At 34.9% G+C, this 23,267-nt stretch carries 22 protein-coding genes; 2 read left to right on the forward strand and 20 right to left on the reverse strand.

Annotated elements, in window-relative coordinates:
- Window positions 1-76: 76 nt before the first annotated feature.
- From ACFSCX_RS13360 to ACFSCX_RS13370, 3 genes are all read right to left on the reverse strand, one after another.
- On the reverse strand, window positions 77-637 hold the full coding sequence (locus tag ACFSCX_RS13360; RefSeq protein ID WP_377928745.1) for a GNAT family N-acetyltransferase: 561 nt from the start codon (window positions 635-637) through the stop codon (window positions 77-79).
- Window positions 638-845: 208 nt separating this feature from the next.
- Entirely contained in the window at window positions 846-1,691 is an 846-nt protein-coding gene (locus tag ACFSCX_RS13365) for an alpha/beta fold hydrolase (protein WP_377928746.1), read from the reverse strand.
- Between the two features lie 549 nt (window positions 1,692-2,240).
- Window positions 2,241-2,441: a hypothetical protein gene (locus ACFSCX_RS13370; protein WP_377928747.1), complete on the reverse strand. Its 201-nt coding sequence runs from the start codon at window positions 2,439-2,441 to the stop codon at window positions 2,241-2,243.
- A gap of 215 nt (window positions 2,442-2,656) precedes the next feature.
- Here ACFSCX_RS13370 and ACFSCX_RS13375 point away from each other — a divergent pair, with 215 nt between their 5' ends.
- Window positions 2,657-2,953, forward strand: a complete 297-nt coding sequence (locus tag ACFSCX_RS13375) for a hypothetical protein (RefSeq protein WP_377928748.1) — start codon at window positions 2,657-2,659, stop codon at window positions 2,951-2,953.
- Between the two features lie 106 nt (window positions 2,954-3,059).
- On the opposite strand, the gene ACFSCX_RS13380 is transcribed toward ACFSCX_RS13375, so the two are convergent.
- The 16 genes from ACFSCX_RS13380 to nagA all read right to left on the reverse strand — a co-directional run bounded on the left by ACFSCX_RS13380 (window position 3,060) and on the right by nagA (window position 21,472).
- Window positions 3,060-3,941, reverse strand: a complete 882-nt coding sequence (locus ACFSCX_RS13380) for a methyltransferase (RefSeq protein ID WP_377928749.1) — start codon at window positions 3,939-3,941, stop codon at window positions 3,060-3,062.
- A gap of 141 nt (window positions 3,942-4,082) precedes the next feature.
- Window positions 4,083-5,084, reverse strand: coding sequence for a phosphotransferase enzyme family protein (locus tag ACFSCX_RS13385; RefSeq protein WP_377928750.1), 1,002 nt, complete (start codon window positions 5,082-5,084; stop codon window positions 4,083-4,085).
- 195 nt (window positions 5,085-5,279) lie between these two features.
- The gene (locus tag ACFSCX_RS13390) at window positions 5,280-5,768 is read right to left on the reverse strand and encodes a hypothetical protein (RefSeq protein WP_377928751.1); all 489 of its coding nucleotides are present in this window, start codon (window positions 5,766-5,768) and stop codon (window positions 5,280-5,282) included.
- A gap of 507 nt (window positions 5,769-6,275) precedes the next feature.
- Window positions 6,276-8,300, reverse strand: coding sequence for a methyl-accepting chemotaxis protein (locus tag ACFSCX_RS13395; protein WP_377928752.1), 2,025 nt, complete (start codon window positions 8,298-8,300; stop codon window positions 6,276-6,278).
- A gap of 37 nt (window positions 8,301-8,337) precedes the next feature.
- Window positions 8,338-8,475: a hypothetical protein gene (locus ACFSCX_RS13400; protein WP_377928753.1), complete on the reverse strand. Its 138-nt coding sequence runs from the start codon at window positions 8,473-8,475 to the stop codon at window positions 8,338-8,340.
- 182 nt (window positions 8,476-8,657) lie between these two features.
- Complete coding sequence (locus tag ACFSCX_RS13405) at window positions 8,658-9,239, reverse strand: GDYXXLXY domain-containing protein (RefSeq protein ID WP_377928754.1); 582 nt, start codon at window positions 9,237-9,239, stop codon at window positions 8,658-8,660.
- Window positions 9,214-10,632 carry a DUF2157 domain-containing protein gene (locus tag ACFSCX_RS13410; protein WP_377928755.1) on the reverse strand — a complete coding sequence of 473 codons (1,419 nt, stop codon included), beginning with the start codon at window positions 10,630-10,632 and terminating at the stop codon, window positions 9,214-9,216. The genes ACFSCX_RS13405 and ACFSCX_RS13410 overlap by 26 nt, the downstream gene beginning before the upstream one ends.
- 266 nt (window positions 10,633-10,898) lie before the next feature.
- Window positions 10,899-12,260, reverse strand: a complete 1,362-nt coding sequence (locus ACFSCX_RS13415; RefSeq protein ID WP_377928756.1) for an amino acid permease — start codon at window positions 12,258-12,260, stop codon at window positions 10,899-10,901.
- A 35-nt stretch (window positions 12,261-12,295) separates the two neighbouring features.
- On the reverse strand, window positions 12,296-12,622 hold the full coding sequence (locus tag ACFSCX_RS13420; protein ID WP_377928757.1) for a hypothetical protein: 327 nt from the start codon (window positions 12,620-12,622) through the stop codon (window positions 12,296-12,298).
- A gap of 232 nt (window positions 12,623-12,854) precedes the next feature.
- Window positions 12,855-14,060 carry an anhydro-N-acetylmuramic acid kinase gene (locus tag ACFSCX_RS13425; protein WP_377928758.1) on the reverse strand — a complete coding sequence of 402 codons (1,206 nt, stop codon included), beginning with the start codon at window positions 14,058-14,060 and terminating at the stop codon, window positions 12,855-12,857.
- Between the two features lie 118 nt (window positions 14,061-14,178).
- Window positions 14,179-15,804: a glycoside hydrolase family 3 protein gene (locus tag ACFSCX_RS13430; protein ID WP_377928759.1), complete on the reverse strand. Its 1,626-nt coding sequence runs from the start codon at window positions 15,802-15,804 to the stop codon at window positions 14,179-14,181.
- Window positions 15,805-16,019: 215 nt separating this feature from the next.
- The gene (locus ACFSCX_RS13435) at window positions 16,020-17,363 is read right to left on the reverse strand and encodes a (Fe-S)-binding protein (RefSeq protein ID WP_377928760.1); all 1,344 of its coding nucleotides are present in this window, start codon (window positions 17,361-17,363) and stop codon (window positions 16,020-16,022) included.
- Window positions 17,363-18,769: a glycolate oxidase subunit GlcD gene (gene glcD, locus ACFSCX_RS13440; protein ID WP_377928761.1), complete on the reverse strand. Its 1,407-nt coding sequence runs from the start codon at window positions 18,767-18,769 to the stop codon at window positions 17,363-17,365. The genes ACFSCX_RS13435 and glcD overlap by 1 nt, the downstream gene beginning before the upstream one ends.
- A 33-nt stretch (window positions 18,770-18,802) precedes the next feature.
- Complete coding sequence (locus ACFSCX_RS13445) at window positions 18,803-19,528, reverse strand: GntR family transcriptional regulator (protein ID WP_377928762.1); 726 nt, start codon at window positions 19,526-19,528, stop codon at window positions 18,803-18,805.
- Window positions 19,518-20,276, reverse strand: coding sequence for a glucosamine-6-phosphate deaminase (gene nagB / locus ACFSCX_RS13450; RefSeq protein ID WP_377928763.1), 759 nt, complete (start codon window positions 20,274-20,276; stop codon window positions 19,518-19,520). The genes ACFSCX_RS13445 and nagB overlap by 11 nt, the downstream gene beginning before the upstream one ends.
- The gene (gene nagA / locus ACFSCX_RS13455) at window positions 20,273-21,472 is read right to left on the reverse strand and encodes an N-acetylglucosamine-6-phosphate deacetylase (RefSeq protein ID WP_377928764.1); all 1,200 of its coding nucleotides are present in this window, start codon (window positions 21,470-21,472) and stop codon (window positions 20,273-20,275) included. Before nagA ends, nagB begins: the two co-directional genes overlap by 4 nt.
- Before the next feature lie 162 nt (window positions 21,473-21,634).
- Here nagA and ACFSCX_RS13460 point away from each other — a divergent pair, with 162 nt between their 5' ends.
- Window positions 21,635-22,078, forward strand: coding sequence for a YueI family protein (locus tag ACFSCX_RS13460; protein WP_377928765.1), 444 nt, complete (start codon window positions 21,635-21,637; stop codon window positions 22,076-22,078).
- Window positions 22,079-22,206: 128 nt separating this feature from the next.
- Here the strand turns inward: ACFSCX_RS13460 and ACFSCX_RS13465 are convergent, their stop codons facing one another.
- Window positions 22,207-22,476: a hypothetical protein gene (locus ACFSCX_RS13465; protein WP_377928766.1), complete on the reverse strand. Its 270-nt coding sequence runs from the start codon at window positions 22,474-22,476 to the stop codon at window positions 22,207-22,209.
- Window positions 22,477-23,267: the final 791 nt, after the last annotated feature.

Raw genomic sequence — 23,267 nt, forward strand, 5'->3', positions numbered from 1 at the left:
TTTAATAAGAAAAAACGTTTAATTAAATAATCTCCTTGTTTAACTCTTGCGTCCTATTTTTGAATAATGTACATTTTTAAACGAATAAAGCCATTAATATTAAATCTTGATAGCCGTCATCCATTTTTACACCCTTTGATTTTCTACCCTCTTCAAAAAAGCCTAGATTTTTATATAAATGGATTGCACCTAAATTATCTTCCATTACCTCAAGACAAACTTTTTCAATCTTATTGTTATTTTTAGCCCATTTGATTAACGTTTCTAGAAGAGCTCTTCCAATACCATGATTTCGATATTCAGGTAGTATGGTCATCGCAAAAGCCCCTTGATGACTAATTTTTTCTTTGTTTCCGTTCTTAAAATCTATTGCACCGACTAACTTACCATCAACTTCTGCAATAAACTGTACATAATTTGGATTTTCATGATAAGATTTTAACGTTTTTTTAACAGCATCAACACTCATCTTCTTTACATCCTCAACTGTACTTAGCATGTATGGAGCGTTTATTAAAGCTTGTGAAGCAGAATTTACCATTCTTTCTGCATCCTGTTCTTTAGCTTCTCTAATTATTACTGTTTTTCCATCCTTAGATTTATAAGTAAAAACATTAGTTGATAATATATTACACACACCCTTTCGGAAAATAATTAATCGAATTTTTTAGCTATTACACAATTTTTAAGGAAGGGAAAATCATATCACCTTTTTCTGCAATCGCTCTCCTATAGCTTAATAACAATTATTTCAAATATTTATAATTTTAATTTTTATTAAAAATTTATTCCGTAATATGGCCCGATTGTTGAAAAAAAGCTAATGGAACTATTTGTCCACTTTTTCACAATGTAAGAGACCAATTTCTCCTGATTTCATCAACAACTAATTCAGGATTATCCCAATGTAGCATATGAGTGGCATTAGGGATTAGTTTTACTGTTCCACCAGTCTTCTGTTCAAATAAATTTGATGTTAAATCTCTATATTTATTTTGTTCACTAGGGATTGTTGCTCTAAGTAACACTAAATTAGATAGATGAAGTTCTTCATAAATATCTAATGTTTCATTCTTGTGCATTGCTTTTACGATCTTTGCACCTGTTATCCCTCTTACATGCCAATAGAACTTGTTATCTTTCTCCAAAGCTAAGTCTTCCCCAGCTAGATTTAATAGTGATGATCTTCGTGATACGGCACCATATACTGCTTCTTTCAAAAATTGATCCCATGTATCAATATAATCCTCAAAGTCGATTAAATAATGTGATACTTCTTCTTCAACGGATATACCCCTTAGTCTCTTTGTCTGATACCCACCATCAATCAGAATCGCACCATTTACTTTCTCAGGAAAACTATGTATGTAATATAATGAAACACAACTTCCCCAAGAGTGAGATAAAAAATAGAACTTGTTAATCTTTAATATATTCATGATGCTATTTATCCACTCTGCCATAGCAGGCATTTCATATTCTTCGGTTGTTTCAAATGGTGGAGTTTTCCCATGACCTGGGGCATCAACGGAAATAATCCGGAACTCGTCTTTCAGAAGTTCCGCAACCTCTATAAAACTAAGACTGGTGCCACCTAATCCATGTAGACAAAATATTACTGGATTCCTTTCCTTTCCCCACTCAGTAATGTGTACTTTCAATTCCCCATTACTAACAAAATAACGTTTCAAAAGATTACCTCCAATTAAATCTATTTTATACACAGAAAAACCACAGAGATTACTCTGCGGTTTAAAAGAGAATAAGTCCGAAGAGTAAAAAATCAAATGGCACTCTAAATAAGCAAAAAAATACTTATTTCAGGATGCTTCAAATTGATTCTTTACCCATTTCCAGTCATAAATAAGCTCGTGAAAATCAAACATCATTTATGCCGGACTTCTTCACCTATCTTTCATGTAGTTTCTATAAATATAGCATACAGATACATACATAACTACCAATACTCTGTTATCAAATATCTTTTCTCTTGTTCTCTAAACGGTCCTTTACTACAATAGGTTCGATACTTATCCTACTTCTGATAATACATGAGACCCGCGACTGCTGATCTGTCCTTTCCTTATTAAAGACGAGCGCCCTATAGTAAAGGAATCATCGTATAAAAATATTTACATCAACAGTAAAAAAATAATAGAGAGTTTTCAATCACTCTCTATTAATCATATTTTAGACTTTATTTCTTCCATAACAACCCTTGTTCCAAAAGCAATATCTATCTATAGATTTTCACCATCATTCACAGATTGACCATTATCAATTGAGGTTGTTAAATACTCCCTTTCAGGTAAATCACTTTGAACATAATGACTTCCCTCAGACTTTTTCAACTCATTATTGAATTTCTTTTTCCTCTTATCATATAAAAAAGCTGATATTAAAAGAATTGAAAAAGAAATTTTAAAAAAAATCCAAAGCAAAGTATCTCCTCCCTTCAACTCTATATTTTACCATGAAAATCCATCATCCTTCTTCATACAGATAGGTAAAGGTTTGAAGTTATCTCCCCCTGTTCACAACGTACATACGACTTTCACCGCATACGGCGTTCCAACTAATTCAATTCATTCGAATCTGGTAAACAAAAGTCCTCTAAAACTAAAAAAAGGTAATAAATACTTAAAATCAGCATTAATTGAAGCAGCCCATTCAGTCAGAGGATCAAAAAACTACCTTGGTGCTCTCTATCGGCGAACAGCAGCACGCAAAGCGAGCAGGAAATGTAGTAGCCCATGCCATATTACGTATCGCCTATTATCTATTAACACGGAAAGAAATGTACGTAGACTTAGGCGAAGATTACTTCGATAAACAACGTGAACAATTCATTGTAAGACACTCGCTCCGAAGATTAGAAAGCATAGGTTATACCGTTTCCTTTCAGAAGCTAAAATATCTTGATCCAGTTAACGTTAGCTATCTTACAACCTAGAAAAAGCGCTCCTATTTTTAAAAAAAGAATGAGCTGCGTCTTCTTTAGTATTGCCATTTTTTCTACATGCCAGAATTTAATTTTCATGGTATGGTAGTAAGTTTAATTACAATTTTTCAATCTCTCCAAAAGTAATTTTCATGCTGGGGGCGTATATTAAAGAGGAATCCATGTTAAATACTTGTGAAAACAGCAGTTCAGCCTCAAATTGTTCCTGTGCTTCCTTAATTGTGACCCCTTGTTTTTGCAAACTTTCAATAAACTGATCTATATTTACAGGTTCTCCACCTACTCCGTCTTCTTTGAGCGAATTAAACAATTTTTGTTTATCTTGTTGATTCATATCGGGATGGAGGAAATTAACCTTATCACTGACTCGGCACTCAATATTTTTCACACCCAATTCAGATAGGTATTGAGGCACTTTTGCTCCGATATTTCCATTTTTACCACTTTTGTTTGCACTCTCTTCGAATAATCTCTGTAGGATACCAAGTGGAACAACCCGTGATTGTTCAACCCCTTCAAGTTCGTATGATGACATACCCGAAATCCAATGTGGTTCAAAACAAATAATTTTTCCATTGTTAACAATAGAATCTACCATTGTTTGAAGCATTCTTTTTGGTTCGGACATGTGTAATAAAAAAGCATGGCAAACAGCAATGTCGTACTTTTTCTCTAATTCTATCTCATTTGTATCTTCTACAAAGAATTCCGTTTCATATGGAAGGTTATGAAAATACTCTATCGCCTTATTAATCAGTTGTTGTCCCTTATCTATCCCAGTATATTTAGAACCTTTTGGTAAAATAGGTAGTAATTTAAGTCCTAAATACCCATATCCACAACCAAAATCAATAATATGTACTGGTTTAGTAATCTTCCAAACTCTACTCACTAAAAACTCTAAATAGTCATCGTTATAATATAAATCTCTTGTTCTTTTAAGGTATTCCAGTTGGGTATCCCAATAATACTTCTCCATTTAAGTCCTCCCTATCTTTCTTTTTTAATGAAAAGAATTCTGTACAAACTTTACAATCCTTCTTCCACTAATCTGCCCAATAGTTGAAGAAGGCGATTGCTGTTGTTCAATAATCGCCCCCGTTCGAATAAAATGTTGTTTTTATTCTATATCCAACAGAAAAGGTTTATTATCCAGTAAAGCTCTACAATACTTTTGTGTTACATAAGGCATTCTCCGCTGTATCCATTCGTGAGCTTTTTGGTTATTGACCATAAAGCCAAATCCTCCGAAAATTGCTAAAATAAAACCCGCACTTATTAGCAACTCGTCTTCTTCACTAAGAGGTCTTAATGCTTTATATCCTTCTAACACTTTTTTTCTAAGATTAATATCAAATGATGTAAGACTAATACCAATATCGAATAGATAGTAACCATAACCTGCGAAACCAAAGTCAATAGGGATAACTGTATCATTATTTACAATTATGTTACCACCTTGAAAGTCAGCGTGTATAATCCCCCAATTATTATTCACTTTTGGTGTTCTATCGAAGATAATTTTTATATATTTCATAGTGTCTAAAATCACATCATACTGTTTAGATGTAAATAAATTAATCTCAACACCATACTGTAATCTATCAGTTAAATTCCTATACTTTTCAATATCGTAATTTGGTCGTATAAATGGATGCGGGATAATCCAGTTATTTGAGAAATTATGTAATTCTGCTAATACCACTCCTACTTCATAAGAAAGTTTTTCTGAATTTAGTTCCTTTCCTGTATAGACAACGCCCTCTTTCCAAGTAAGGAGTGTTGCCAATGGAGTAAGATTATTATCCACATCAACAATTGTAGAAACATAGTTTCCATTTTGATTATTAATGGGTTGCTGTAAATTTATAGAAGTTTGTTCGTTTAAACTTTTTAACAATTCCATCTCTGCGTTTATTCCTTCAAAGGTATGTTGTACACCTTGTAGTCCGGAAGTAATAGGGGAATGAATTCGCAAAACATAAGAATTGTTGTCGTCATTGTTATCTATTTTTAATGTGAGATTGTCGTTATGTCTTATAAAACTTGAAGAATAATTAGTAATTCCATATTGACCCAATGCAATTTCAATAAGTTTTTCGGGATTATTAGTTTTATTCATTTTAATGTATCTCTCCTTATTCTTCTAAAATCAAGCTACTACTTCTTCAACTATTCTGCTCGTTAGTACAATATCGACTTATATCAATTTTACGATAATATCCCAAAACTTCACTCTAAATTTATGATAAGAAAAAGACAATCAATTTAATGATTGCCTTGAATAACTCTTTCCCCTCGTTACATAATTAAGGAATTACTTCTCAATTATCTTTTTGTCTATTAATTCTTTTATGCTCTTTGTATCTCTAGTAGATAGCGGTAATGCTACAGTTTCAAATATAGATTCATCATTTATCAAACATTTATTTAATATTAGTCCAAAGCCGTAAGCATCAATATTTTCACATGAATGCGTCCCCTCTTCAAAAAGGCTTACATTGTTGTTGGTTATCTCATAACTTTCGTCTAATTGTCTAGTTATGACTAGCTCTCCTGTCATTGTTCCATGTGGCATTGGTTCGTGAATAATAACTATGTTGTCAGTCTTACCTACTATAAAGTTTTCTAAGTTTTCTAGGTGGTGAACGGAAAAAAGATTATTTAGCACAGCCTCCCCTAAGTTTTGGTCATTGTATTTAACAATAACTCTAAGATCCTGTTTGATTTTATCACCACTTTCTACACTACATCCCATTAGAATAATAATAAAAGCTAAACAAAAACCGGAAAATATTCTTCGCATTACATTACCCCCTTTGTATTTATATTAATATATCATAAAGAATAGTTTCAAGAAAATGGAATTTTATTTTCATAAACGATCAAGCATTAAAAAAAGTTCAGTTTGTTAGCTGAACAAATAAATTCCATATTATTCCCCCTGTTCGTAATATAAGGTTTGCCAGATATTAAGCTGTAACCTATAGAGTAGAAACTTTTCTTAGTTGTATAAATTTAATAAATAACCCATTAGATTAGGATTCTTCTTGCATTAAACTACCTGTTAGTTTAAGTACAAAAATTCACAACTTTTTACATAAATTAACAACAAAAAATCACCTTATCTTAGAAACATAAAGAGCAAAGGTGATGTAAATCATACTGTATTTTAGGTTATCAATCTATATTTTATATAATCGAACTATGTTTTAAATGTACTATCTTTATTAAAAACTACAATAATAGCTCCTTTATCCATGTCTAAACTAAAAAAGCAGAACCGTTTTTTTTCACCAGTCCTGCTCTAATCTTAGATAATAAATTTATTTAATTCGTCTCTTAACACTCTAGATTGTGATTCCAACTCTTCTGCTAAAGTATTTAATTGTTCCATTGCTGCTGTGGTTTGTTGTACAGAAGCTGATACTTCCTCTGTTCCAGCTGCTGTTTCTTGACTGATTGATGTAATGTGACTTGCATTCGATACTAATATATCTTTTTGACTTACCATTTCCTTCATTGACTTAACAATTCTAGTTATGTTTACATTATTACTTTCTATCACCGATTTAATCGTTGAGAATGAACTGTTTGTCTCATGTACTGCTTGCCCTTGTTGATCTAGGACATCATTCGTTTTAGAGATTAAACCAACCGTCTTTTTTGTTTCAGTTTGCATTTTTTCAACGATTTGTGCAATTTGACCTAACGCTGTTTCGGACTGTTCAGCCAGTTTTCTAACCTCATCTGCAACAACAGCGAATCCTTTTCCATGTTCACCAGCTCTTGCCGCTTCAATGGCTGCATTTAACGCTAATAAATTCGTTTGGTTTGCAATTTCAGTTATTGTTTTTACAATATTATTAATATTGTTCGACTTTTCATCAAGTGATCCGACAGCTTTATTCATATCTGTCATCATGTCTTTCGTACGTGAAAACTGATCTAAGAGGGTTTGAACAGTATTCATCCCTTCATCCGATACTTTAGATAATGAATGAGATTCTGCTTGTATTTCATGTGTTTGAGTTTCAACATCTTTAATTATAGTTGCTAGCCTGTTAGTTGCTTGAATGTTATTTTCCAGTATATCTGTTTGTTCTGATGCTCCTGTTGCAATTTGTCCCATCGTTACTGAAACCTCGTTTGAAGCGGCTGTGTTTTCTTCAGCACTGGCTACTAAGGTTTGGGAAGCGTCGCTTACTTCAAATGAAACATCTGAAACCTTCTTTAATATGCTTCGGAATTGCTGTATCATACTGGAGAAGCTTACTGACAACTGACCAATCTCATCTTTTCTTGTAACTTCAATGTCAGCCAATAAATTCCCGCCTTCAATTTCTTTCATCGATTGTTGAAGAGCTTTTATTGGTTTTACTATCCGTCTAGTAATTACAAAAGATATTATGATCGCTAATAAAAGACTAATAGCTAACGTAAGGATAATAGGATATAAAATCGCTTGGCCTTTACTATTCAGCTCTGATGTATAAACTGTTCCTGCAATTTTCCATCCAGTCAATGGGTTCGTGACATACACCATGATCTTCTCCTGGCCTTCAAACTGGTAATGGATTACTCCACTTTCTCCCTCTGCTTTCATTTTTGTAAAATAGTCCTCTCCAGATACATTCACACCAATATATTCTGCATTTGGATGTACGAGGTAGTGACCTGCATTATCAAAGAGAACACCGTACCCTGTCTCTCCAATATTTATTTCACTAATAAATTCTGTTAGAGTGGACAAATCAATATCAACAGAAAATACTCCAATAATTTGACCTGATTTTTGAACAGCCTTTGCTGCACTTACAATAATCTCTTTTGTAGCCGTGTCAACATAAGGCTCCGTCCAAATGATTTCTGTAGGATTCTCAATTGCTTGCTGATACCATGGCCTTGTGCGCGCATCATAACCTTCTGGCAGATCGACTTCAGGGTAAAGGATCATTTCTCCATTACTTGCTGTTCCCATATATACGTTTACAAAGTCTGGATTAATATCTTTAGTATGTTTAAATTCCTCCAAAATAAGATTGATGGATCCCTCTGTTTGATAATCATGTAACAACGGATCTTGGCTAATCAAATCAACAGTTCGATTTATATCATCTAAAAACATTGAATACGAACGGTTAATACTTGCCATTTCATTACTTACACCAGCCACCAACTCATTTGTGGTAATGGAAATGCTTTTTTGGTAACTTACAAATGAAATGACCAAACCGGTTAGCACAATTGTTGCAATAAAAGGGATTAAGATTTGTCTTTGTAATGTCTTAGTTAAGATGCTTCCACTCGATTGCTTTTTCGTCCTTAATTTTTTCATAGCCTCTACCCCTATTTATTATAATTTTCTGTATGTTTTAACTATATCTATTTGTGGCAATATTGTCTAGACATTTTTTGACAACATTCGACATCATTCGACGGTACTTATTTCCTAATTCATATTTACAATGAATAAAGCTTTCTAGTTTTGAACCTTCCTTTAACCTTGCCACGTCTGAACTCCATGCCTTTGACAAAGGTTTTCAATTCTAAAAAAAAACAGCTTTCATAAATGAAAGCTGCATTTTTTTAGATAAGACTAACCATTATAGAATTTATTTATAGAGAGATATCAATAATTCTTTATCTTCTAATACTAGTCACCATTTCAATTGTTATAGTATTTTAGAGTAACCTATTGTTGGTTAATTGATTCGATACCGATAATATCTGTTAAAACCGGATATCCATTTTGTATTTTTACAGAAACTAAAACTTGACCTTCTCTTGCTTGGTCCTCAAGTTCTAATCCTGTACCTTCTTCAACATAAAATCTTTCAATACCATACTCTACACGTACGTATTCCTTAAAATTTGCACCTTCGTTCCAGCTATTATCCTCTATATACGGACTCATACTACCTTTAATATATATACCATCAGGCTTTTGTTCACTCACATATTCAGCTCGATAAACACCATTTTCTCCACGGGCTAATGACACAAATACGGATAGTTGACGATTGTATTCATAGCCTTCTAACTTCTTTTTAATGGTTGGATCAATAAGAGAAACATCTATTTCTTCAATTTCTAAATCTAATATGACATAATCTCCATAAAACAAGTCCCTTGGATCAATTGGGATGGTAGCAAGAGTGATTTCTGTACCATGTATCATCGTACTTACAGGTTTATATAGCATACTAGTCAAAACAAGAAGCGGCATAAGCAAAGAAACCCAGAACCATTTATTTGGTACTCTTTTTTTGCTCATATTTTCCATCTCCTCTCCTTGTTTTCTCAAACCAAAAGCCTAAACAAAGTAGAAGAATTCCCCCTATTAAAAACGCAATGGATTTATTCATAAAGACTAAAGACAGATCAACATAAAAACGGAAGATAAGTATACTAACGATCAATACACCGAAAAGCTTGTTTTTATATACTAAATACACCCCATATACTATATAAGCTAATCCAAAAAACATCCATACCGGACCTTCTGGTAGCCCGTCATATACAATAGGGATTGTCAATACGATTCCTGAAACTAATTGAAATAAATACCCTATCCATTTCATAGCCTCTTTATAGCCTTCTATTGTGAAGTGAGTAAACACAATTCCCACCAAAAAGCTAATAAAGAAATAGAAGAATAAAACATCAATGTTCAAATGAATTAAAATAAGAAAAATAAATTGAATGCTAAGGATCACATTTATGATAAACAAGATGACGGACTTTTTCATAAATTTATGACCAATTATAATCAAAAAGACCGTAAGAGTGCCGAATAAAAGTGCGAAATAAACGTTATCTATTCCATTTAGAAACAAAGTAAATTCAGCAAATTGATACAAAAGGAAAAAATTAACAACTACAAGATAGGGCTCCTTCGGAAAGACAAATTTACTCAAAGCAAATAGACCGAGCAAAATAGGTGGTATCCAAAACCAATGAAACGTATCATCTATCATGACTTTGAGCTCTACAAACTGATAAAGTAAAAAGAAATTAGCGATAATAAGATATTGACTAAAATCACCAGTATATCGAACAGCTACAAATAATAATGGCAGAATGATTAGCATCCACAATGAAGGATCACCGCTAGCTGGAGTCATAAAGTTTAATTGAATGGAGAGATAAAATAACCCATATCCTGCACCATAAAGAACTTTATCTTTCAAGTAGAACGCTAACGGAATAATTCCAATAGCCCATGCCATAAATGCTGTTCCAATATTTCCACCTAAGTGAAACATTTGTCCGATATAGAATATTTCCGCTCCATACATAAAGGCACCGATATAATATAATGCCCTGGACGTCACTGGCTTTTTCTCCTCAAGCAACCATGCAGCAGCATAGGCGATAAAAAGTGTAACTAGCAATAAAGAAAATTTCTCCATAGTTGACATAGCAGACCAGTTACTTGCAACAAAACTTAGTACACCCAACCCAATTAAGATCGATCCAATCATGGTTATGATTTGTATAAAATTTAGTCGTACAGATTGCTTTTGTGGTCTAGATTGGTGGTCATTAATGAAATAGTGTTGAAGGAAGCTTTCAGCTTGGTTAGGTGACAATTCCCCTATTTCTTCAAGATATAATAGTTCTCTCTTTAAAATATTGTATTGAAAAGTAGTAACCTCCCGTTTCATGGAATCCTCCCTTCCTTTTAGAACATTACTTTACGTTAAATTATATCATTATTTTACCATTTATTAGAATTGCTTTTACAATCCATTTGGAATATACTTCCACTATAAGTTGTCTTTACTGATCAGAATTGAATAGATAATTGAGAGGTTGATAAACATATTCGCTATCAAAAAATCTAAACAGATACTTTGAAGAGAAAGCTAAAACGAAATAGTTGGACAAGAAGCAAAAAAACATCGAGTATTAGAATACTCGATGTTTTTTATTAACCTGTGCTCTTACTCCAAACTTTCTTCTGCATGATGACTGTAACAATCCCAATAATAATCACGAAGACTACACTAAAAACTAATCCTAATCGGATTGTTTCTTCCATAATCGTTCCACTAATAGCAACGAGTATTAATAGAACGCCAAAGCTGCCCAATAATTTCCCCCATACTTTGATATCTAAAATTTTAAAGGCAGAAAATATTATAAACGCCCAATTGAACAAAATGAGAATTCCAGCAGCTGTTGTGATATACTCATATATTTTTCCAGGCAATAATAAAGCTGTTACAATCGAGGCTAAGAGACCGACTGTTGCTAATAATAAAGACGGTAGTGGCAGCTGCTTCCATTTTTTGATTTTCTTTGAAAATACGGAGGGTGCATCACCGCTATTCGCTAAAGTGACAAGTAAGGTTGTTACTCCAAATAAAGATGCTGTCATTGTCGAAAAACCCGCGATAATAATAGCACCATTAAACACGTGTGGGAAAAACGTAATATCATATTCTTTTAGGGCTGTTACAAAAGGACTTTCCTTATCAGTGAACATGCCATGACTAGCCATTGTAACAGCTAGTCCAAGTGAAATGACATAAATAATGACGAGCACTATTAGCATGATAAGTCCTGCTTTAGGGGCATCTTCCTTCTTTTTTAGGCTCGTGGCTAAAAGACCGATTACTTCAATACCACCGTATGCATAAAACGCATAAATAAGAGATGCCCAAAACCCCTTAAGCCCTTCAGGAAACAACTCTTTTCGTGAATCAGGAATTCCAGGATGGTTAACGTCACCCTGAATCCACCCAAACAAAGCGGCGGCTGCAATGATAATGAACATAATAATCGCAGCTGTTTTGATAACAGCGAATAAATTCTCTGCCTTGTCAAAACCCTTACTTCCAGTTATTACGACTAATATGGATAGGATTGCATAAATTGCAGCAAATACCCACAGTGGAATATTTGGAAACCAAAATTGCGATAAAATACTAAGAGCAGTTAGTTGGCTTCCCATAATTAGGATATTAGATCCCCAGTAATTCCAGCCACAGCTGAATCCGGCCCATTTTCCATAGGCTTTACCTGCATAGTAACAAAAAGATCCTTCCTGTGGATCTTCTGCAGTCATTTTTGCTAATAGATTGTATACGATATAAGTACCAAGAGCAGCTAAAATAAAGGAAAAAACAATTGAAGGTCCTGTTATTTTTATTCCAATAGCTGATCCAAGAAAAAATCCAGTTCCTATTGTACAGCCAACTCCAATTAATGATAACTGCCACCACTTTAAGTTGGCTTGTTCATTTCCTTTTCCACCACTTGAACTGCTTGAAGGAACAAAAAAGTCCATTGGTACTCCTCCTTTCAGCCTTTACAACATTTCTTTTATTCCTCTAATTTAAGTAAAGGCATAGATCGGAATATTTGGGTGCTTAAACTTCCTTGAACAATGTTCTCCATAACAAACTCACTGATTAGTTTCGTGAACTCTTCATCTTCATACATTTTTTTATTTTGAAGTTCCATTTCTGCAAGACCTTCAAAGGTTGAAAATAAGACATATTTAAAGTCGTCACCTGATACTGGCGCTAAAATCTCAACCTTTTGATCATAATGTTCATTTCTAAATTTTTGAATATCTTTAATGTTTTGTAATGCTTCTGAAAAGTTCTCTTGTTTGATTTCGAACGTTTGATACACATATACTGTCATGATTATCCCTCCATCAATACATATACACTTTTCATAGAGTACCCGCTTCTCCAAGAAAAAATTCTATTTCACTATTCGAATAGTTTTATTAAACAACAATACAGAAACTGAAACACAAAAAAGCCCTGTGAAATAATGACAGAGCATTGAATAATTTTAAGCAGTGATTTGAGTTGGTGAATTGGAAGGTATAACAGAAGCGATTATGAATAGACTAATTTACCCCTTTCTTCTATGGCAATACCAATTTTCCCATAGGAACGTGTCTTTGTGCTCCAGTGGCTGATGGTAAATTGTTTGAATTCCCATGTAAGAACTCATTCCCTAAAATAGCAAACGCTATTGCTTCCTTTGCATCACTTGAAAAGTTGATGTCCTCCATTGAAGCGACTTGCTTGCCAAGCCTCGATTGCAAATAAGACATCATTGCTTGGTTATGGCTTCCTCCACCTCCAACGAGAACCTCTTTTGTACAACCGATTGGATCGGCAAATTGCTGAATGTTTAGTATGATTGTTTCTGCTGTATATGCAGTAACCGTTGAAATAATATCCGAAAATGATAGATTTCTAGCTTTACCCTGAAAATATATCGCATGTGCTAAATCTTGTGTATATACTTCTCGTCCTGTGCTTTTGGGTGTTTTTTTAAGAGTAAAACAATCTTGCGCTAAAAGGTCTTTTAGCCACTCTTCGCTAACTTGACCACTTAGTGCAACTTCTCCCCCTCTATCATAGGACTCTCTTCCATTGGTACCTATAGACATCATTGTATCAATTAATACATTTCCTGGTCCTGTATCAAATGCGACAACTTGGTCTGGTTTTGCATTTGCAGGCAAAAATGTAAGATTTGCCATTCCACCGATATTTAATAGGATTCTTGCATGATCAGTGTGCCTGAATAATAGATAGTCTACAAATGGTACCAGTGGTGCTCCTTGCCCACCTACAGCCATATCACTAGGGCGAAAATCACCAACGGTAATACACCCTGTTTTACTAGCGATCACCGATAGTTCGCCTATTTGTAGAGTGGCATAATGATCTGGCATGTGGAATATAGTCTGTCCGTGAGAACTAATAAAATCAACATCTTTTAGATTTAATCCCGCTTTATGAATACTATGCATCGCGGCATCAGCAAATTTATTCCCTAACACTACATTTAGAAGGCAAATTTGTTCAACAGATGAGCTAGATCGATCACAAACACGTAAAATATTTCGCTTCTCCTCATTTGTATAAGGTAAGGTATTAAATGACAATAAGCTTATCTTCGTTTGAATTCCACTTCCCTCAATTTCAATAACAGCCGCATCTATACCGTCTAATGACGTACCAGACATAAGACCAACGGCCATTTTTTTCGGTTTGTTTAGAAGGGTGTTAAGAGTACTAATCATAATACTTACCCTCGCTTTTTCTTTTCGTTTCATTAACTGTACTCGGATGGCATCAGTTGTGTTACAAAATAATCATTATTTTATGCTCGCTACTGATTAAACTTAGAATAATCAAACCCTTTTAGTTGAGGGAGAATTATTCTCATATTTCTTATTGATAATGCTCATGTAAGGGAATTGTAACGGGGAGTTTACCACTCACTGTTTCTATTCCAAATAATGCTTTGACTGCATAACGCAAAGCATTAGTAGAAAATTCGTAAGTAGTAATAAATCCTGAGACATTTGGGACAACCATTAGATCATATGGATTTCTCATGGCAATAACTACTATGTCTTTCCCCGTATTCATCAGTGCCTTAAGTAGGGTTGACTGTTCTTTGGAACGGATGGCGGACAGTGTTCCGACAACAATCGTATCAAATTGTCTTGTCTTTTCGACTAGCTCATCTAAATCCCTTTCATTTAAATGATGTAAGATTGGAAAGATTTCAGAGGAAGGGTGAACCTCCTTTACAATTGCTCCAAATACATTTTCTGAATAAAGCTCATCTTCTACTAATGTTAAGTAGGATTTAGTTGGATAAATGACCATGACTTTATGTGCAGAATCTGTTGATAAAGGTAAAAGTCCATTTTTGTTTTTCACAATTGTTACACCACGTTTATATGCAAGTTTAGCAAGCTCGTTATGTTCAGGACTTCCCACCACTAAAGGAACCTGTGGGGACTCATCATCTATTTCTATTTTGTCCCAAGAGACGTATTTAGTCTTAAGTGCTGAAATTCGTGCTAATGACTCTTCAATTCTTGAAGTAGGGATTTCTCCACTTTCAACTGCAACCGCAATTGCTTCAATCGCCTCTTTTTGCAACAGAGGAGAATGAGAAATCATAATCAAATCTACACCCGCTTTAATGGCTTCAACGGCACCTTTGGCTGTTCCAATGGTATCAGCAATTGCCTTCATTTCCATACAATCCGTTGTGACAACACCAGAAAAGCCTAGTTTTTCTCGAAGCAAACGTGTAATCACATTGTGAGACATAGTAGCGGGTACACCTTCTCGTGATTCAATTACTGGAAAATAGACATGCGCTGACATTACCGTGTCCGCCCCATTAATCATACACTCCTTGAACGGAACAAGTTCTATTCTCTCTAATCTTTCTAACCCGTGAGAAATAATAGGTAAGTCTAAATGTGAATCTATATTTGTATCTCCGTGACCAGGGAAATGCTTTAATGTCGTTATTATTCCACCTGCCTGCATCCCATTCATAGAGGCTTTAGAAAACCGACTGACTTCCTCAGCTTTTTCGCCAAAAGAGCGTACACCAATAACAGGATTATGTGGATTATTGTTTACATCAACGACAGGTGCTAAATTCCAGTTTATCCCTAACGCCATTAACTCTTTAGCTGTCGCTCTTCCAATGTCATATATAAGCTTTTCATCTTCAGTTGCTGCAAGAAGCATTGCTCCTGGGAAGATAGTGGTATCCTTACCTAATCTCCTAACGATACCATTTTCTTGATCCGTACAAATTAGCAATGGCTGTTCATGACCACTCTTTTTCGCCTTTTTCTGCATATACGATGTTAGCTCTAATATATCGGTTGGCTTTTTCATATTTCTTCCAAATAGGATGATTCCTCCAACATGATATTCTTCAAGGAAATGGATAATTTCAGGTGAGATCGTGTCTCGGCTGTCTCCTTGAAAGCCGAATACCATGAGCTTTCCAATCTTCTGGCGCAATGTTAGATTTGTCATCATCTTTTCCCCCATAGCCAAACCTGTGATGGGTAACGTAAAACAACCTTCTAAATACTTGTTCCCCACCAATTAAAGTCTGCTTAGATTTTTGTTGTTTACGGTTTAAAGTACTGATTGTAATGTAAACAAGTCTTTATTTTTTCATACACGGTTTAAACATTTATTATTGCAGTTGCACATTGTTTCTTGCGCCATCTTATAATAGGACATATTTAAAAGTGATCTCCTAAACTCGATTTAGTACTCTCTAACAATAGGTCAGAGATATGAACAGCTTTGATTTTATGACGTAAGCCTTCACGCTCAATTCCCACTTTCATTTGTAGTAGACATCCCGGGTTTGCAGTTACTATTACTTGAGGTTGGATATCTTTTACGTGCTTCATTTTATGATCCAAAATACTAAGGGACATTTCTTCTTGTACAAGATTATATATGCCTGCTGATCCGCAACAGCGGTCACTTTCCTTTAACTCTTTGTAGGATAATCCTTTAATAGATTTTAATAGAGTTCTAGGGGCAGCAGAAGAATTCATTACATTTCTTAAGTGACAGGAGTCCTGGTATGTCACAACCTGATTAGAAAGTTGGAGATCCATTTTGTGAAAATCTAGTTCAACAAGCACTTCAGAAATATCTTTTACTTTTCCAGCAAATTTTTTAGCCCGCTCTGCAAAATCTTGGTTATCTTTTAAAAGATGTCCATAGTCAACAAGGTATCCTCCGCATCCACCCGCATTCACAACAATCCAATCTACTTCAAGCTTTTCAAATGCCTGAATATTTTTTTTTGCTAATTGTTTCGCTTGTTCCTTTTCCCCACTATGGCCATGTAAGGCACCACAACAAACTTGTAAATCAGGAATTATAATATCGCAACCAACCTTTTGAAGTAATCGTAATGTTGATTGATTCGTGTTTAAAAACATTGTGTCCATTAAACAACCTGAAAAAAAAGCAACTGTCTTTTTGCGACTCGTTTCAGATTTTAAGTATCGTTCTCTATGTTTCATTTCTTTAGGAGCGGGAATGTCAGGTAAAATCTTTTCCATTTGGCGTAAAGAGGTTGGCAAAATAGAAAGGAAACCACTTTTGCGAACCAACTTTTGCAATCCACTTTTTTGATAAAACCAAATGAGTCCATTTAGCTTTATCAGCCTGGATTTATAAGGAAATAATTGTTTAAATGTGAGCCATCTTATGAAGCGAACGATAATGGACCTCGTTTTCTTTTGTTCAATAATATCTCTGGCTTCTTCTAGTAAATGTCCATACCTAACACCAGAGGGACATACAGGCTCACATGCACGACACCCTAAACACTGGTTTAATTGATTTTCAAATTGGCTATCAGGCTCAATGAGTCCATCCACTACACCTTTAATCAGAGCAATTCTCCCTCTTGGTGAGGCAGCTTCGTTACGATTCGTCTCTACATAGGTAGGGCAAGAAGGTAAACAAAATCCACATCTCATGCAGTTTAAAAGTTCGTTATAGTCCATTCGTTCTTTAAATTCTTCTTGTAACTCAGATTTACACGGTTCTTTTGAATTCATTAAACGGTCACCCGCTTTTTTTCGTCTTTTGCGAACATTTTACCCGGATTCATAATATTATTTGGATCAAACGCCATTTTAATGGATAACATTGCATTTATTCCTGTCTCTCCAAGCTTTAATCCGAGATAAGGTGACTTCATTTCCCCAACACCATGTTCACCTGTAATTGTGCCACCGAGATTAATGGCCTCTATAAAGATTTCCTCAAAGGCTTTTTCCACTCTCTCTAATTCTTCTTGATTTCTAGCGTCCGTTAAACATGTTGGGTGGAGATTCCCATCCCCGGCATGCCCGAAAGTACATATCTGGACATTATACTTCTTGGCAATTCTATTAATAGCTCGGACCATTTTGGCAATTTCTGATCTCGGCACTGTAGCATCCTCTAGAATTGTTGTTGGTTTTAGCCTAGCTAATGCTGAAAGAGCAGATCGTCTTGCTAATCGCAATCCTTCTGCTTCTTCTTCAGATTTTGCTATATCAACCCGTATTGCATTCATTTGAATACATAATTCTCTTATTCTATCGATATCTTTTTTTACGACTTCCAGTGGACCATCCTGTTCAATAAGTAATATGGCCTCTGCATCCGTTGGCAGTCCAACCTTTGCAAACTGTTCGACAACATCAATAGTTGAGCGATCTAGAAACTCTAGTGTAGAGGGAATGATTCTACTTGCAATAATTTTTGACACTGTATTTGCAGCATCTTCAATATTTTCATAAACGGCAAGAATTGTTCTCGTTGTCTCTGGCACTGGTATAAGTTTAAGTATTGCTTCCGTAATGATACCTAATGTACCTTCTGACCCTACTAATAAACGAGTTAAATCATAGCCAGCAACATCCTTAGCAAGTTTTCCACCAGTTCGAATGATAGCTCCATTTGGTAATACAACTTCTAACCCTAAAACATAATCGCGTGTTACTCCATATTTAAGACCTCTAAGCCCACCTGAATTCTCCATTAGATTTCCGCCTATTGTCGAAATTTTCATCGAACTAGGATCTGGTGGATAAAAAAGTCCTCTTTTTTCAACCTCCTCAATCATGTCAAATGTAATTAGACCAGGTTGCACGGTTACAGTTAAGTTTTCCTCATCAACTTCTAAAATACTTCTCATATTCGAAAAGAGAAGTACAATCCCGCCTTTCGTTGGGCATGTTCCTGCACATAAATTGGTGCCTGAACCTCTTGGCACAATTGGAACAAGATATTCATTACATACTCTTACGATTTGGCTCACTTCTTCTGTATTCCTAGGACATACGACAGCATCTGGTAAGGATTGAAAGTTAGGTGTTGCATCATACGAATATACAAATCTACTTTCATTTGAATCTTGAAAATTTTCTCGTCCAACAATGTCAATTATTTTCTCTTTCCAGATTCGATCACTCATTCCCGCTCCCCCTTAACTGAGTACTAGATTCTTCTATATACGTTTTACATCTACGGTAAACTTATAACGATCTCCACGAAACACTGTTTTTGCACTTTCAAAGGCTACACCATTTTCTAAATAACAGATTCGCTTAATGGTTAAAGTTGGAGATCCTTTTGGTATCTTTAGAAGTTCACTTTCTTCAGCATTAGCAACTGTTGCTTCAATCTCTTGTGTTGCATAATCAATCTGTAAATGTAATTCATCCTCTACATAACTGTACAAAGAACCTCTTGCAATATTTTCAGTAACGTTAGGTAACAGAAGAGTAGGTAAACATACCGTTTCTAGTGCCATTGGAACGAAATCAGCCAGTCGTAATCGTTTTAAATGGTATATTTCCTGAGGACCTTCCAATTGAAGTTCATGTAGTATTAACTCATCCGCTTTCTTTATTTGAAACTGTAATAGTTCTGTACTTGGGGAAAATCCTCTGCTTTTCATTTCTTCTGAAAAACTAGTTAGTCCTTGGAGTCTTTGTTCAATCTTCTGATTTTGAATAAATGTACCCTTGCCCTTGATACGATATAAGTATCCTTGATGAACTAAGTTGGTTATTGCCTGTCTAACTGTCATTCTACTTACATCATACAATTCTGCATATTCCCGCTCGGAGGGAATCGAGTCTCCTGGCAGGAGTTTACCTTCCTCAATGCTAGATTTTATTAATTCCTCTAATTGATAATAAATAGGTACGGGTGATCGCTTATCTAACATATCTTTTAGTCCTTTCGTATGTTTCACATAAAGAATATGCGTCACGGTCGACAATAATCGTAACGTTTGGATGTTGTTGTAGAATTGTTGCTGGAATTAAGTTTGTAACCTTCCCATGCAAAACTTCATAAATGGCATTCGCTTTTCTTGAACCTGTGGCCAATAACATTATTTCCCTTGCATTCATAATGGTCGCAATCCCCATCGTAATTGCATGTGTCGGCATTTGTGTAGGTTTATCAAAATATTGAGCATTTGCATTTTTTGTAGAATCAGTCAATTCAACGATATGTGTGTGACTAGAAAAGTTTGTACCAGGCTCATTAAAGCCGATATGTCCATTTTCACCGATGCCTAATATCTGCAAATCGATACCACAACGATTTGTAATCATTTGCTCATACCTGTTACATTCCTCTTGAAGGTTGCTCGCCATTCCATTTGGAATAAAAATATTATCTTCTTCTACATCAATGGAATGAAATAGTTTTTTCTTCATATAGGAGTAATAGCTTTCTTTAGATAATCGTTTTACTCCAACGTATTCATCTAAGTTAAAGGTTGTCACATTTTTGTAAGATGTACCGTTTAGTTTATGATCATTAATTAAGAGCTCGTAAGTTCGAAGGGGTGTTGCACCTGTAGCTAGACCCAATGTGATTTTAGAACGACTAGTGACTGCTTCTATTATTTTAGTAGCTGACAGCTGGCTCATACTTTCATAATGATCCACTACATGTATGTTCATTGTCCATCCTCCTCTAGACTATCCTTAAATGCAATTTCTCCAAGGCAGACTGTCATGTAAACCTCTAACTTCTCGTTTAGGACTACTAGATCCGCATCCTTGCCAATTACAATACTTCCCTTTCGATGATCAATTCTTAATTGCTTTGCTGGATTTAATGAGGTCATTTGGATGATATCTTCTAATGAACATCCTGTATATGTTTTCATATTTAATACTGCCTCATTCATTTTCAGTATACTTCCTGCTAATGTGCCATCAGCTAATGTAGCTTCTTTATTTTTGACTATTACTTGCTGACCTCCTAATTCAAACTGGCCATCCCCTAAACACTTTGCTCTCATAGCATCTGTAACAAGGATAATTCCATTTTTCCCTTTTAATTTGTAAGCAAGTTCAATCATTTCCGGTCTAACATGAATACCATCAGCAATGATTTCAACCAATACTTTTTGATCTAATAATGCTGCTCCTACAACCCCTGGCTCCCTGTGATGTAGACCTTTCATCCCGTTGTATAAATGGGTAGCATGAGAAATACCTACTTGGAAACCCTCCATTGCTTCCTCATATGTTGCATCAGAGTGTCCAATCGATGTAACTACCTTTGAATCGTTTAGATATTTTGTCAATTGGTGATCTTTATCAAGCTCAGGAGCCATGGTCACTAGCTTAATATTTCCATTCGCTAACGTTTGCCACTTTTTAAATAAGTCAACACTAGGAAGTATTATATGTTCATTTGGTTGAGCTCCCGCTCTATTTTGATTAATAAATGGTCCCTCTAAATGAATACCAAGCACTTCTGCATGACCAGATTTATTTTTATGTTCAATATAATGCCTCACATTTAAAAGAGCCGCTTCGATGGCTTCTCCATGCTGGGTTATAGTAGTAGCTAAATAGCTTGTAGTACCTTCCTGTGGAAGAATCGTTGAAATAGAACGTAGTGACTCTTCCGTTGCATCCATTGTGTCGTATCCTCCAGCACCATGGATATGTAAATCAATCATTCCCGGAATTAACGAATAGCTTGGGCTCAATTTAATCATTTTATCGAATGAAAGATCTTGTACCTCATGTTCTGAAAAATAACCTACATCAATAATTCTCCCTCTTTCAAAGGTTACGTAACCAGGGTCATATATTTCATCCTCACTATACACTTTGACATTGACAATTGATACGCGGTCCAAAACATCAGCTCCCTTACCAATATATTACTATTCTAAACATCTAGTTGTCTATACCACTTTAGATAAAAATAATAAACTAATTCATACACTAATTTTATCCATACAAAATACAATGATATAATTTTCTTATAATGATAAAAATTTATGAAAGGAGACCCTTTTATGTCTAATAAACCGAGTATAGATGATTACTTAAAAACCGGTATTTATGGAATGAAAGAAATAAAGCCAGATGAACGAAACAGATTTCTTGGGACATTACGAGAACGAATTGTAGTTGCCTTAACCCAACAACAAGTTAAAGAACCGGGTACATATTTAGAGGTAGAGGAATTATTGAGGTCCAATCCTAAGGCCAAGCTTTATTTAAATGGTCAGATTCAATACTCATATTTGTCAGACTATATTAAATTAGCTAATAAATACGGAAACCCTTTCACAAGTGTAACAAATAAGCAATCGAAAACGGATATAGGACTAGTTCTCGCCTACGACTATGCAATAGAAAAAGAAGAAGTATTCCTTGAAAAAAGCAGGGAATCTACGAAAGAGGAGGAACAGAATAAAGAAAGTATCATCTCTAAATTTTTCAAGAATTTATTTTAGAAAAAACAGAAGCATAATTTTTATTGTAAATGTAAGAAGAGTTGCATATTTGCAACTCCATACTTATATTACCTGCCATTTATTGTCTTATAAACAAGCTTTATATTATTTAATTTAGTCTTCTAATTTTACCAATAACCTTTTCCAAATCCACCTGGCCCATATCCGCCAAATCCTCCGTAGCCAGGCCCAAATCCTCCTAATCCATAACCAAACGGACGAGGTCTAGGACCATAACCCCATCCTCCATAACCGGGACCAATTCCAGGGCCAAATCCTCCATAGCCACCAAATCCACCACCAAAACCACTAGCAGCACCTAACGTAAATAAAAGGGGTAAGAATCTTTCATCGGTTTGATGATATGTCTGTACAGGATATTGATAATAACCATTCATATTGTTTTCCTCCTATTTATATGTCAGTTATAAGATATGGATGTTCATTTTATTAGGTGCTTATACTGTGTTGAAAAATGAGAAATGAGTCAAATACCTATCCCATTAGAAAGGAATAATTGCAGGTTTTCAGTTTCTTTTTACCCGCGGTCGTTCGATATAGGAAGAGAATACATCTTACCTGTATACGTAATTATTCTTATTTAGTTAAATGCATAGAAAACTACATTTCAGTTTTAATTTTTACACCTGAATTGTAGTTTTCTAGAATTTAAATGGGAATTATGGTATAGTATATTTATAATTGTATCAAAATAAAAAACCGTTAAGTGTGCCACCACTTAACGGTAAGATAGCATCCTTCGGGATCAGCCTATACTTATGAAAAAGTAGACCTACCCATTGCAAATGTGAGGTCTACTTTTTTTGTTTACTCGAAAGCAAACTAATAATTTGAACGACTAAGCCTGTCCCAGCAATTACGACAGATGCTGAAGTTACAGCGATTATGATTGCTTCATATCCGTTCATGGCATCACCTCCTTTCTACCCCAAGGGATTAGAAGGCTAGCCGACCCCATATTTAAGATAACTATCCATCAACATTATACCACAAAAGGAACATGTGTTCTATTAATTGGGTTGAAATATTTCTTCCGATAGAGACTGAGAGTCACCCTGTATGATCCTAAAAAACGAGCGATCCATGCAATCCATCTCTAACTATGCCTAAACTTGAATGAAAATCAATATTAAAGGTCTTATGTTTAGTTAACTTTATATTATTCATA

Origin of the sequence: Bacillus salitolerans (assembly GCF_042680805.1) — a bacterium.
Classification (GTDB): domain Bacteria; phylum Bacillota; class Bacilli; order Bacillales; family SA4; genus Bacillus_CJ; species Bacillus_CJ salitolerans.

Bases quoted from the DNA above. Each gene is read 5' to 3' on its own strand.
- ACFSCX_RS13380 (WP_377928749.1), bottom strand. From the start codon at position 3,941: ATGGAGAAGTATTATTGGGATACCCAACTGGAATACCTTAAAAGAACA.
- ACFSCX_RS13385 (WP_377928750.1), bottom strand. From the start codon at position 5,084: ATGAATAAAACTAATAATCCCGAAAAACTTATTGAAATTGCATTGGGT.
- ACFSCX_RS13390 (WP_377928751.1), bottom strand. From the start codon at position 5,768: ATGCGAAGAATATTTTCCGGTTTTTGTTTAGCTTTTATTATTATTCTA.
- ACFSCX_RS13395 (WP_377928752.1), bottom strand. From the start codon at position 8,300: ATGAAAAAATTAAGGACGAAAAAGCAATCGAGTGGAAGCATCTTAACT.
- ACFSCX_RS13405 (WP_377928754.1), bottom strand. From the start codon at position 9,239: ATGAGCAAAAAAAGAGTACCAAATAAATGGTTCTGGGTTTCTTTGCTT.
- ACFSCX_RS13410 (WP_377928755.1), bottom strand. From the start codon at position 10,632: ATGAAACGGGAGGTTACTACTTTTCAATACAATATTTTAAAGAGAGAA.
- ACFSCX_RS13415 (WP_377928756.1), bottom strand. From the start codon at position 12,260: ATGGACTTTTTTGTTCCTTCAAGCAGTTCAAGTGGTGGAAAAGGAAAT.
- ACFSCX_RS13420 (WP_377928757.1), bottom strand. From the start codon at position 12,622: ATGACAGTATATGTGTATCAAACGTTCGAAATCAAACAAGAGAACTTT.
- ACFSCX_RS13425 (WP_377928758.1), bottom strand. From the start codon at position 14,060: ATGAAACGAAAAGAAAAAGCGAGGGTAAGTATTATGATTAGTACTCTT.
- ACFSCX_RS13430 (WP_377928759.1), bottom strand. From the start codon at position 15,804: ATGACAAATCTAACATTGCGCCAGAAGATTGGAAAGCTCATGGTATTC.
- ACFSCX_RS13435 (WP_377928760.1), bottom strand. From the start codon at position 17,363: ATGAATTCAAAAGAACCGTGTAAATCTGAGTTACAAGAAGAATTTAAA.
- glcD (WP_377928761.1), bottom strand. From the start codon at position 18,769: ATGAGTGATCGAATCTGGAAAGAGAAAATAATTGACATTGTTGGACGA.
- ACFSCX_RS13445 (WP_377928762.1), bottom strand. From the start codon at position 19,528: ATGTTAGATAAGCGATCACCCGTACCTATTTATTATCAATTAGAGGAA.
- nagB (WP_377928763.1), bottom strand. From the start codon at position 20,276: ATGAACATACATGTAGTGGATCATTATGAAAGTATGAGCCAGCTGTCA.
- ACFSCX_RS13460 (WP_377928765.1), top strand. From the start codon at position 21,635: ATGTCTAATAAACCGAGTATAGATGATTACTTAAAAACCGGTATTTAT.
- ACFSCX_RS13465 (WP_377928766.1), bottom strand. From the start codon at position 22,476: ATGAATGGTTATTATCAATATCCTGTACAGACATATCATCAAACCGAT.